A 12,120-nucleotide genomic window follows, 5' to 3' on the forward strand; every position below is an offset into this window, starting at 1 on the left:
TACACTAAGCTTTTCTATCTTTATCTTTTCTTTTTTATCTTCAATATCTATTTTTATTCTATCTACTCAGAATAATATTTTTTCTCTAATCTCTTCTCGAAGTCTGGTTTGGGCATGGGGTTGTCGTAGAGGAAGCCCTGAACGATGTGGCAACCTACTTCTTTGAGGAGTGTGACCTGGTCTTCTCTCTCGACACCTTCGGTTACAACGCCGATTCCAAGTTCATTAGCCATGGTGATTATGTTCTTCAGGACGATCTCATCGTTTTTATTGAGGTTATCGCTGCTTATAAAGGATCTGTCTATCTTTATTACCTTTACAGGGAAATCTCTAAGTGTTGAAAGAGACGAATAGCCTGTTCCGAAATCATCTATGGCAGTGTTTATGCCCGCATCTTTTAGCTTGGACAAAAAGCCCGTCATAAGAGATCTTTCATCTTCACTCACGGTCTCTGTAACTTCAACTTCGATAAACTTCCTGTCAATTCCGCAAGCATCTATCGCTTCAACAATCTCATCTACAATACGCTTATAACTGAGATCACGCCTTGAGAAATTGACCGAAATGGGAACAACAGGTATTCCGCGGCTCTGCCAGTCTTTAATGAATTCACAGGCTTTTTTGAGCACATAAATATCAAGCGAAGCAACCATTCCCTCCTGTTCAAGGATCGGAACAAACTCGGTAGGATACAGTACAATACCGTTGCAGAACCACCTTGATAAAGCCTCCGCTCCGACAATCTCTCCTGTTACCGTATCGACCTTTGGCTGTAAATATATCCTGAATTCATCGCTTGCAAGCGCTTCTTCATATCTGTCTTCTATCTGCTTCTGCCTGTAAATCCGCGTACTCATAGCCTTGTTTACAAACACATACGGCTTACTTGCCACATTTTTGGCATAGTTGAGAGCCATCGCAGACCTTGATAAAAGCTGTCCCGGATCTTTAAGCGAATCATCGACGGCATATACACCACACACTGCCGCAATCTTTATCGGCTCCTCTTTGCCGTTTCTGACACCGTATACATCAACACCCGAAAGGAACTCCAGGAATTCTTTTGTCCTCTCCTTCTTAACGAGTGCAGCATAGTTGTCGCCTCCAAGATGAGCCACTATCTCGTCCTTTTGGAAAAAAGCTTTAAGCTTACGGGCATATCTTTTCATGATCTCATCGCCCTCGGCAATCCCGTAGCGTCTGCTGTAAAGGCCAAAACTCTTTAAATTAAAATAAAAGGAATCATAAAGCATTATATCTCCGCTATCGCAGAGTTTATTAGCGAACACGAAAAATCCTCCCGAATTGGGAAGACCTGTCAGATATTGCTTAAGCGAGCTATCTCTGACAACTGTATTAAGAAGAAATCTCTCCATATGGAAAGAAAGAATATCTATAAGAACCGAAAAACTCTTGTACTCCTCATCATCCCAGTGTTTATCACCATAGAGATAAATGTTATAGGTGACAATCTTTTGCCCAGCCATCTTATTCTGAAAGTAGTATGCCGGTGGCTCACCCTCAGGAACAGGGCCAAAAAGAGGAATAACGGTGTCAGGCTCACCTTCATGATCTGAGCCCTTCGCATAAGAAACTATAGAAACAATAGAACGTAAAGAATATTCCTTGGCCAGATCCGCAATAGCACTTGGCGATATTTCCGGGGTTATGGCTTCTTCCGAAAGTATCTGAACAAAGTTTTCAAAACTCTTTTCAAAATTCATATATACCCGTCCTCATTGGTTTTCTTCAGTTTTGTATAATACAATTTTAATAAAAAATTTATGTTTTTTCAACACAAATAGAGGCAGAACAAAGAGTCGCTTGCGACTCTTCGCGCCCGAGCGGTATTGCAAAGCAATAATTTTCATCTCCGCGAGGTGCGCATCCATAGCGGAGCGTTTTTTATAGCATAGGAAAGCAAATTCCTATGCTATAAAAAAAGACTGCACCCTACGGCACAGCCTTTTTATAGCATAAAATTACTTCTTGTTTACAAGATCCTTAAGAGCCTTACCAGCTTTGAACTTAGGTGCTATAGATGCAGGAATCTTGATAGCTTCGCCAGTCTGAGGATTCTTACCTGTTCTAGCAGCTCTCTTTGTTGTCTCGAATGTTCCGAAACCAACAAGCTGAACCTTTCCTTTTTTCTTGAGCTCCTTAGTAACTGTCTCTGTGAAAGCGTTGAGTGCTGCGGCAGCATCCTTCTTTGAAAGTCCTGCTTCCTTAGCGATTGCATCGATAAGTTCTGTCTTGTTCATGTAATTTCCCTCCAAAAAGAAATTTATTTTACTACATTGCCCATTTTACCACCATTTCAAGCGCATAACAACCAAAAAAAGCGGAAAAATGCGGAAAAATCAAGATTTTTCACAAAAAAATGCTTAATTTTAGCCGTTTTTATCATAATATATCCTGAAATCCCGGTCTGTATAGATGTCTCGGAATACCGTCAACCATGATAGGGCCTACATCTCCCTGGATCAGGGGTCTTACATATGTAATAAACTCGTTCGTTACATAAGTTCCGTCCTTGCTTATCCATTCTCTGGGTACAAGCCTCTCATCGTTTGCAATCTTATGAACGTCTTTTACCTCAGTTCCTGCCTGGTAGGGATCGTCGGAAAGTCTCTCGATAACCACCATCTTACCGCTGTCGCCTTCATCGGCGGATTTCATTGCGGCGCCACCGACTTCATATGCTTCAAGAATATCTACTCTGGATGCACAGTGGCTTGCGGCTCTCTGAAGCGTTGAAAGCTCGATTGCACGTGTCTTGCATCCGCACTCGGTAGAAACAACATTGCAAAGATATCTCGCAGTACCCGTAAGCTGCTTGTGTCCGAATGCGTCAACGTACTCAACGGAGTTGTCGAGATCGCTGACATACTTGCCATCCTTGGTCCTGATACCCTCAGAAACGGCAACAACTATAGACGCTTTGGTCTTCAAAAGAGATTTGATTTTCTTAATGAAGGCATCCATCTCAAAAGGAATCTCAGGCATATAGATGGCGTCGGGGCCGTCACAATCTTCGCCCTTGGCAAGCGCTGTTGCACCTGTAAGCCAGCCTGCGTTTCTTCCCATTACTTCAACAATAATAACCTGTCCGTGACTTGTCTCAAGAGACCAGCTGTCTCTTATTATCTCTTTTACGGATGTTCCGATGTACTTAGCTGCCGATCCGTAACCCGGTGTGTGATCCGTAAGCGCCAGATCGTTGTCGATTGTCTTGGGGCATCCGACAAATCTGATATCAGAGCCTGTAATAATGGCATAATCGGATAACTTCTTTATCGTATCCATGGAATCATTACCACCGATATAGATAAAACAATCGATCTCCAGCTTCACAAGAATCTCAAAGATTTTCTCGTATATCTCTTTACTTTCAAAAATCTCCGGAAGCTTGAATCTGCAAGAACCAAGATATGCCGAGGGAGTTCTTTTCAAAAGCTCGATATCGAGTCCTGACTGAATGTGATCCGAAAGATCCACATAACGACCTTCCATGAGACCTTGCACGCCATGGATCATACCGTATACTTTTTTGTATCCGCGGTCCATTGCGGTCCTGTACACACCGGCAAGTGAAGAATTAATTGCCGCGGTAGGTCCACCTGATTGCCCAACAATTACGTTTCTTTTCTTTTTCTGCACCATAACTCCTGTCCCCTTTCGAAAGTATATTTCCATTATATTCGAAAAAACGATAAGTGTCATCTACAAGCTTCACTAGACTCGAAAAAACCTCGCTAAGAGCTCTACTAAAAAAGAGCTTGGTTAACGTTTCCTCGTTCACCAAGCTCTTTCGAGCAATCTAAATAAATGTAACGCGCATAAAGAGCGCATTCCTTATAAGTACAACGCAATATCAGATAAATCTTCCTCTGCGGCTCTTACCCAAACTATATGCAATAGACGCCACAACAACAAAGCTGACCACTACGATGGCACACACCGTGTAAAGTCTCTTCTTGTCCTCGTCAAGTCCGTTCCAGAACTTGATAGCTTTATCAAGCTTCTTCTTTCCAAAATCCATAGCGTTTTGTACAAACTCTATCATTACATTACCCCCAAATAGAAACAATTTAAATCATTTATCTACTATATATTGTACCTCTGTGAATGTTTTTCCTCAAGTTTTTTTATCACATAGTCTTTCCAGATAAAATCAATTATCGCTGCGAAAGGAATCGCCAGAACGATTCCGATAACGCCGAACTTCCTTCCTCCGAGGACAATTGCCACAAGTATCATAAGAGGTGATACTCCAAGGCTCTCTCCAAAGAGTCTGGGCTTTAAGATATATCCGTCAACAGTCTGAAGAATGATGGTAAAGACAATGAACCAAAGCGCATACCACGGATTCTCCAAAACAAGGATAAACGCACCTATCGCTCCTCCGACTATAGGTCCGAATGTCGGTGCAAGATTGGTCACTCCGACAATAACGGAGATCAGCACAGAATACGGCTGTCCCGCTATAAGCATATAGATAAGGTTTACAAAGCCGACTATAATTCCGTCTATAATATCGAAACTGATATATCTGATAAGGATCGTATTACATCTGTCCGTGACATCACAGGTTCTTTTATATGTCTTTTCATTCATTGCAAGGCTTAAGAACTTTGAAAATCCCCTGATAAGTCTTCTGTTATCCAAAAGAAAGTATATTGCGAAAATAAATGCAAGAACCAGATCAAACATTCCTCTTCCCGCATTAAGGGATCCGTTCACAAAACTCACCATATTCTCAGAGAAATACTCGCCGATAATACCGAGGATATTTTTCTCAAAGCTCTCCAAAGCCGTAAGATCTATACCAATAAGCTGCACTATTTTATTATTCTCAAGATCTTTCAAGAAATTATTTGAAGGATCGACATATTCTCCGATACTGGAAATTAACTTCGATACACTGTCGATAAGCTGCGGAACAAGTGCCACAAACAAAAGCACTACCGCAAGAACAATAAAAAATATGGTAAAAGCAACAGAAAGTTTCCATCTCCTGCTCTCTTTTTTTATTTTCTTAAACAGGCCTCTTTCAAACATGAGCGCCACAGGATTAAATATATATGCTATTACTATGCCCAGGATTACAGGTCTGAGGAAACTGAAAAAAGAATTTATCCCTTTGACTATGGAAGGGAAATTGGACAATATCATGTACAAGACAACAGCTGAACACGTAGCAATCGTGTAAGAAACCCACTTCTTTTTAACCCACTTGTTATCTAACTTCATTTCATTCTCCCATCAAATAAAGTTCTGTTAAACGTCATGGAAAAAGCAGTCATAGCTGATATGACTGCTTTTATTCCCAATTTAGTCCCAAAATGCCGGTTCCTGTTATTTGACTCCTAGCTGACGCCAGGTGGGTTACCGCAACTGCTATGCCTGTCTTCCTCTCCCGTAGCTGGTCTGCGCATGCGCAGGGCCGAAGGCGTGACATTTATAACAGTGATGTAGGAGTCCCGTTTAAAGTAATGTAGGTTCAAATTACACAGGAATTGTCGGACATCCCAGGAGAACTACCTACGTAGTTCTTTGTAGTTCTAATATAATTATATCCATACATGCGCATTTTTCAAGGGTTTACGCGTGATTTAAGAGTAATTTCACAGATACCTAATATTTATAAAACGTGAATTTACCGTATAAAAATACGATGCCAAAAAATTCCCCGTCAATACGTCAGATTTCCCTTGTAGCTTCCTTAAGCCAATTCTTAATCTTCTCATCCTCGATAAGCGGTGAAACCCTGTCGTACACTGCTTTATGGTACTTATTGAGAAGCAGAACCGCATCAGGTTTCATGTACTTCTTATCGATTGCTTCAAGATCGATAGGCACATATGTAAGGTGGTCGAATCCGTAGAATTTACCATACTCGGTTTCAGAACGGTTTACAACTTCAACAATGTTCTCTATACGGATTCCGTGGCTTCCCTCGATATAAACTCCGGGTTCATCAGATACTATCATTCCGGGCTTAAGCTCTGCTTTGTTAGCGCCCTCCGAGCTCCTCCATCTGATATTGTGAGGGCCTTCATGCACATTAAGCATATATCCAATGCCGTGTCCCGTTCCGTGGTTATAATCAATTCCGATATCCCAAAGTGCCCTTCTCGCATATATATCAACGTTTCTTCCCGTGCATCCGTCCTTAAATATTGCATTTGCAAGTTCAAGCATACCGGATACAGTCGCTGTGTAGTGCTTCTTTATCTCATCGGAAATCTCTCCGACTACGATAGTTCTCGTAACATCGGTTGTTCCACCCATGTATGTTCCGCCCGAATCAACAAGAAGCATTCCCTGTGCCTTTACTTCAGCAGCGTTATCTTCAGTAGCCTCATAGTGTGCCATTGCAGCATTTGCATTATATGCACTGATAGTAGGGAAAGAAAGCTCAATAAATCCCGGAAGCTCCGCTCTCATACCGTCAAGCTTCATCGCAGCGGAGTACTCAGTCATATGGATCTTTCCTACATTTTCTTTTACCCAGTAGATAAACTCTGTGAGCTTAGCACTGTCTCTTAAATAAACCTCACGGATATTCTTAAGCTCAGTCTCGTTCTTTATAGCTTTCATTATCTCTGTGGGATTTTCCCTGTCTTCAATGACATATCCCGCTTCACCCGCCTTATCAGCAATAAGCCTATATGTAAGATAATTGGTATTTCTCTTATCGATAAGGATATTTCCTGTAAGAACAAGCTCTGACATGTACTCTGCATATTCAGCATAATCTTTAAGAACAATATCGTTACTCTCGCAATATGCGCGAACCTCATCCGTAACTTCATCTTTCTGCACAAAAAGAATAAACATATCGCTTGTTATCATTGCATAAGAAAGCGCTACAGGATTGCATTCAACGTCATTTCCGCGAAGATTTGTAAGCCACATAATATCATCAAGCTTTGACAAAAGATGCATCGATGTTCCGTACTCTTTCATCTTTGCTCTGACATCCGCAAGCTTTTGCTTAAAAGACTTACCACAAAGTTCATCGGATAAAACATACATGTCATGGCATGGAAGCGCCGGTCTGTCTGTCCAGACTTCTTCCGCAAGATCCTTACCAATCTTTAAATCCGCATTTTTAAGCTTAAACATAGACTCAAGCACTTCACCGTCTTCAGCCGGAACAACTCTTCCGTCAAAGCCAAGTGCCTCACCTTTTTTTACATTATCGGAAAGATATTTCTCGATAGTGGGAACGCCTTCCTCTCCCATCTTGTAAAGAGTAACTCCCGTTCCCGCAAGCTGGTTCTCAGCCTGTATAAAGTATCTTCCGTCAGTCCAGAGTCCTGCCTCGTTGTCACTTACGACAAGTGTTCCGTTCGATCCGTCAAAGCCGCAAAAATACTCTCTTGTCTTGAAAAAATCTGCCGCATACTCTGAATTATGAAAATCTGAAGTAGGAATCATATAATAGTCGATCCCATTCTCTTTCATAGCTTTTCTGAGCTGCGCCAGTCTGTTTTTAATTGTTTTGTTTTCTGTTCCCATATTGATTTCTTCCTCTAAAATATTACTACTCACAATCCATGGTACACCAAATGCACCGGAACTGTGAGTAGTAGTTGAATTTTTTTCTCAAATATTAAAGCCCGTACTTCTTAACTACAAGAGGAACAACCTTAGATGATCCGATTCTGCTGCATCCTGCCTCAGCATATGCCACAGCATCTTCTATCGTGCGGATTCCGCCTGCTGCCTTGATCTTAACATCAGGGCCGATGTTCTTCTTAAAGAGCTCGATATCCTCAAGAGTTGCACCTGCGCTGCCAAATCCTGTTGAAGTCTTGATGTAATCAGCCTTTACCTCGGTAACGATCTTGCAAAGCTCTTTTTTCTCATCTTCTGTAAGATAACAGGTCTCGATGATAACTTTAAGGAGCTTATCTCCGCAAGCCTTTCTGATCTCTTCAAGTTCTTTCTTTACTTCATCATATCTGTGATTCTTTACATCACTAACGTTAACAACGGTATCGATTTCCTCTGCTCCGTCCTTGATCGCTTCTTTTGCCTCTACAACCTTAGCCGCTGTGCAGCTGTAGCCGAGAGGGAATCCGATAACAGTGCAGAGTTTGAGGTTATCGCCGTACTTATCATGCGTTCTTTTTAAATATGTTGGCGGTATGCAGACCGTCGCTGTTTTATACTTTACTGCCTCGTCACAAAGACTTACGATGTCTTCCCATGTTGCATCTGCCTGAAGCTGAGTGTGGTCAATAAGTTTTATTATTTCTTTCTCGTCCATATTGAACCCCTTTCTTAATCCCTGTCCTTCATATCCATATAGCCCTTCCTGGGCTCGATTGCCATATATGCAGGACGTATGATTTTGCCGTTATTGGCAAGTTCTTCCATTCGGTGAGCACTCCATCCGACGATTCTCGCCATAGCAAAAATTGTAGGATAAAGCTCCTCAGGAAGCCCAAGCATACGATACACAAATCCTGAATAGAAGTCAACATTCGCACTTACACCTTTATACATAGTGCGCTGTCCGCTGATAATCTGCGGCGCAAGCTTCTCAACAAGCTCATACAATTTGAGCTCATCCTCACGGCCTTTTTCTATCGCAAGCTTCTCAACAAAGCCCTTTAATACCATAGCTCTCGGGTCTGACTTGGAATAAATGGCATGTCCGATACCGTAAATAAGTCCGGCCTTATCAAAAGCCTCCTTATTAAGGATCTTCTTAAGGTATGCGGCAACCTCTTCCTCGTCTTCCCAGTTCTTTACATTGGCTTCAATATCATCAAACATGTGCACAACCTTGATGTTGGCACCACCGTGTCTGGGTCCCTTAAGCGAGCCAATGGCAGCTGCTATAACCGAATATGTATCGGTCATACTTGAGCTAACTACGTGTGTTGTAAAAGATGAATTGTTACCGCCGCCGTGTTCCATATGAAGCACAAGGCAAATATCAAGCAATTTTGCCTCGAGCTCTGTATACTTACAATCAGGTCTTAATAAGTATAAGATTGTCTCCGCTGTAGACAGTTCCTCAAGAGGAGGATGAATAAAGAGTGTGTTCCCCTCGTGATAATGATTGTAAGCCTGATACCCGTATATTGATAAAAGCGGGAACAAACTTATAAGCTGAAGGCTCTGCCTCAGTACATTCGGAAGCGATGTATCATCCGCAAGATCATCGTAAGAATAAAGTGTAAGGACACTTCTTGCAAGTGTATTCATCATATCCCTGCTCGGCGCCTTCATGATTATATCTCTTACAAAGCTTGTGGGAAGACTTCTGTAAAATCCAAGAAGTCTGTTAAAGTCATCAAGTTCCGGTTTAGTCGGAAGTTTATCAAAAAGAAGCAGGTATGCACATTCCTCAAAAGCAAATCTGTTGTCATCCGATGCTGCCTTTATGAGTTGTTTTACATCATATCCTCTAAAGTACAGTTCACCGTCCTTGGGAATGCTCTGTCCGTTTCTTTCTTCCTTTGCAACAATTTCTGAAATACGTGTAAGGCCTGTAAGTACGCCTTTTCCGTTTAAATCTCTAAGTCCTCTTTTTACGTCATACTTGACAAAAAGCTCATTTTCTATCTGATCAGCAGCTTCTGACAGTTTGGCAAGCTCAACTATCTCAGGTGTGTTTTCAGAGTAAATATTCTTTCCGTTTTCCATCCGCACCTCCGTTTAAGCATTTTTATATAAAATGTTTGAATCAAAGACCGAGGAATTCTTTTACGGCACCTTCCATCTCAGTCTTATCCACAACTTTCTTGTGTCTTATCTCAGCGGTTCTGATTGAAGATACCGCCTCGGGGATCTTAACTTTTGAAACCTCGGAAAGTTCGTCTGCAAGTTCGAAATCTCCCTTGGAATCATCCCCTTTGCCAAGAGCGTTCATTACGCTTCTTGTGAATTTGAAGGGACTTGCGGTTGATGCTATTACTGTAGGTGTCTTATCGCCCGTCTCTTCTATATATTTGCTGTATACCGCACTGGCTACAGCTGTATGTGTATCCATAAGATAACCTGTCTTGTCGAATATCTTTCTGATAGTGTCAAAAGTCTCCTGCTCTGACGCATATCCGCCAAAGAAATCAACAAGCTTTGATCTCATATCATCTGTTATCTCATACTTTCCGTCCTTAGAGAGCTTGCCCATGTACTCAGCATCAGCTGCGGCATTATCGCCGGAGATATGATAAATGAGTCTCTCAAGGTTTGAAGAAATAAGAATATCCATTGAAGGTGAAGCTGTAAGTACAAATTCACGATTTCTGTCATATTCTCCCGTCTTAAAGAAGTCGAAAAGCACCTTGTTAGAATTTGATGCACAGATAAGCTTTCCGATGGGCACGCCCATGTTCTTAGCGTAGTATGCGGCAAGAATATTACCGAAGTTACCTGTAGGTACAACTACGTTGATAGGATCGCCGTCTGCAATTCTTCCCTCTTTCAAAAGCTTTGCGTAAGAGTATACGTAATATACGATCTGGGGAACCAAACGTCCAATATTGATGGAGTTTGCAGATGAGAACTGGAATCCCTTCTCATCCATTTCTTTTGCAAGCTTTTCGTCTGTAAAGAGCTTCTTTACTCCTGTCTGAGCATCGTCGAAGTTTCCTTCGATACCGATAACACATGTGTTGTCACCCTTCTGTGTTACCATCTGCTGTTCCTGAATGGGGCTTACGCCGTGCTTGGGATAAAAAACTATGATCCTTGTGCCCGGAACATCCGCAAATCCTGCAAGAGCAGCCTTTCCGGTATCTCCGCTTGTCGCAGTAAGAATAACGATCTCGTTCTTTGCGTTATTCTTCTTTGCTGCCGTAGTCATGAGATATGGAAGAATCGAAAGTGCCATATCCTTAAAAGCAATAGTTGCGCCGTGGTACAGTTCAAGATAAAAAGCACCGTCTGCCTCTGAAATCGGAGCTATTTCTTTTGTATCGAACTTTGAATCATATGCATGCGAAATGCAATACTTAAGTTCTTCCTCTGTATAATCGGTAAGAAGAAGTCTCATTACCTCATATGCAGTACCCTGATAATCGAGCTGTGCGATCTCTCTTAAAGTCTTTTCAAGATGCGGTATATGATCAGGGACATACAAACCTCCGTCCGGTGCAAGTCCTCTGAGAATTGCTTCTGAAGCCTTAATATTACCCTGTGCTCCTCTGGTGCTACTGTACAAAACTTCCTTTGCCATTGCTTTTACTCCTCTTTTGTTGATACAATATTTAAAAATAAATGATTTAAGGACAAAAAATAGAGCCCTTAAGTTAAAATTATAACATACAAACCGGGGGATTGTGTGAAAAAAAATAATTCAATAGGTGTTTATGAGACAACATTAAAAGATGGAACCCCTTCCTTCAGAGCTTCCATAACATATTGCGGAAAACACATCGCACTTGGCTCTTTCCCAAGCAGGAAGGATGCTTCCAAAGTTTACCGCGAAGCAAAGAGAGTGTTAAATCGTTTATCTATAGATATCGAATCGTACACTTCATCCATGACACTTCCCTTCGAAAAATTTGTTTCGCTAATAAATTACCGCGATAAAGGGATGTATATCGCCAATCCGATCTATTTGGAAAAAAAATATTTCACTTATTACCTTTCAAAAGATGAAAAATTAAAATTCGACATAGACGATCTCTTCTACTATTCATCTCATAAAATAATGAGAAGAGGCTCGCATCTGTTTGTTGCAGACTACGGAAGTCAGCTCTCCGTCCTTCAAAGATACGGAATCAACAGCTATTCGGTAAGAGGACGTGACTACCGCTTTGCCAATGACGATCCGACAGACCTTAGGTATGAAAACATAATCATTCTCAACAGATATCGAGGCGTAAGACAGTTTGCCGAAAAGGGCTTTGTCCGCTACAAAGCCGTGATCCATGTAAAGAGCAACTATGTCATCGGCAAATACAACAGCGAGGCCGAAGCTGCGATTGCATACAACAAAGCCGCAGATATACTTATAAAAAACGGCATAAAGAAGAACTTCTCGGTAAATTATGTAGAAGACCTGACGCCGTCTCAATATGCCGACATCTATCACAAAACAAAGATTTCCGACAAAATATACGGGCTGAAGGTTTGATCCTTCAGCCCGTT

At 41.6% G+C, this 12,120-nt stretch carries 10 protein-coding genes and 1 other RNA gene; 1 reads left to right on the top strand and 10 read right to left on the bottom strand.

Going from position 1 to position 12,120, the window contains the following annotated elements:
- Nucleotides 1–62: 62 nt before the first annotated feature.
- The 10 genes from G628_RS0112565 to thrC all read right to left on the bottom strand — a co-directional run bounded on the left by G628_RS0112565 (nucleotide 63) and on the right by thrC (nucleotide 11,203).
- Nucleotides 63–1,724, bottom strand: a complete 1,662-nt coding sequence (locus tag G628_RS0112565) for a putative bifunctional diguanylate cyclase/phosphodiesterase (protein WP_027209283.1) — start codon at nucleotides 1,722–1,724, stop codon at nucleotides 63–65.
- Between the two features lie 258 nt (nucleotides 1,725–1,982).
- Nucleotides 1,983–2,261: an HU family DNA-binding protein gene (locus G628_RS0112575; protein WP_026513150.1), complete on the bottom strand. Its 279-nt coding sequence runs from the start codon at nucleotides 2,259–2,261 to the stop codon at nucleotides 1,983–1,985.
- Nucleotides 2,262–2,403: 142 nt separating this feature from the next.
- The gene (locus G628_RS0112580) at nucleotides 2,404–3,663 is read right to left on the bottom strand and encodes a 6-phosphofructokinase (RefSeq protein ID WP_027209284.1); all 1,260 of its coding nucleotides are present in this window, start codon (nucleotides 3,661–3,663) and stop codon (nucleotides 2,404–2,406) included.
- A 211-nt stretch (nucleotides 3,664–3,874) separates the two neighbouring features.
- Entirely contained in the window at nucleotides 3,875–4,066 is a 192-nt protein-coding gene (locus G628_RS0112585; protein ID WP_026654403.1) for a hypothetical protein, read from the bottom strand.
- Nucleotides 4,067–4,107: 41 nt separating this feature from the next.
- The gene (locus tag G628_RS0112590; protein WP_026654402.1) at nucleotides 4,108–5,253 is read right to left on the bottom strand and encodes an AI-2E family transporter; all 1,146 of its coding nucleotides are present in this window, start codon (nucleotides 5,251–5,253) and stop codon (nucleotides 4,108–4,110) included.
- 80 nt (nucleotides 5,254–5,333) lie between these two features.
- Nucleotides 5,334–5,541, bottom strand: a non-coding RNA gene (ssrS, locus tag G628_RS18590) — 6S RNA.
- A 162-nt stretch (nucleotides 5,542–5,703) separates the two neighbouring features.
- A complete protein-coding gene (locus G628_RS0112595; RefSeq protein WP_027209285.1) occupies nucleotides 5,704–7,527 on the bottom strand; it encodes an aminopeptidase P family protein in 1,824 nt (607 codons plus the stop codon).
- Between the two features lie 94 nt (nucleotides 7,528–7,621).
- Nucleotides 7,622–8,281 (bottom strand): deoxyribose-phosphate aldolase, encoded by a 660-nt coding sequence (gene deoC / locus G628_RS0112600; protein WP_026666969.1) that lies wholly within the window; start codon nucleotides 8,279–8,281, stop codon nucleotides 7,622–7,624.
- 14 nt (nucleotides 8,282–8,295) lie between these two features.
- Complete coding sequence (locus G628_RS0112605; protein WP_026666968.1) at nucleotides 8,296–9,669, bottom strand: citrate/2-methylcitrate synthase; 1,374 nt, start codon at nucleotides 9,667–9,669, stop codon at nucleotides 8,296–8,298.
- 40 nt (nucleotides 9,670–9,709) lie between these two features.
- Nucleotides 9,710–11,203, bottom strand: a complete 1,494-nt coding sequence (gene thrC, locus G628_RS0112610; protein ID WP_026654397.1) for a threonine synthase — start codon at nucleotides 11,201–11,203, stop codon at nucleotides 9,710–9,712.
- 105 nt (nucleotides 11,204–11,308) lie between these two features.
- On the opposite strand from thrC, the gene G628_RS0112615 reads away from it, so the two are divergent.
- Nucleotides 11,309–12,106, top strand: coding sequence for a hypothetical protein (locus tag G628_RS0112615; RefSeq protein WP_027209286.1), 798 nt, complete (start codon nucleotides 11,309–11,311; stop codon nucleotides 12,104–12,106).
- Nucleotides 12,107–12,120 lie beyond the last annotated feature (14 nt).

Origin of the sequence: Butyrivibrio hungatei NK4A153 (assembly GCF_000424465.1) — a bacterium.
GTDB classification, from domain to species: Bacteria; Bacillota; Clostridia; order Lachnospirales; family Lachnospiraceae; genus Butyrivibrio; species Butyrivibrio hungatei_A.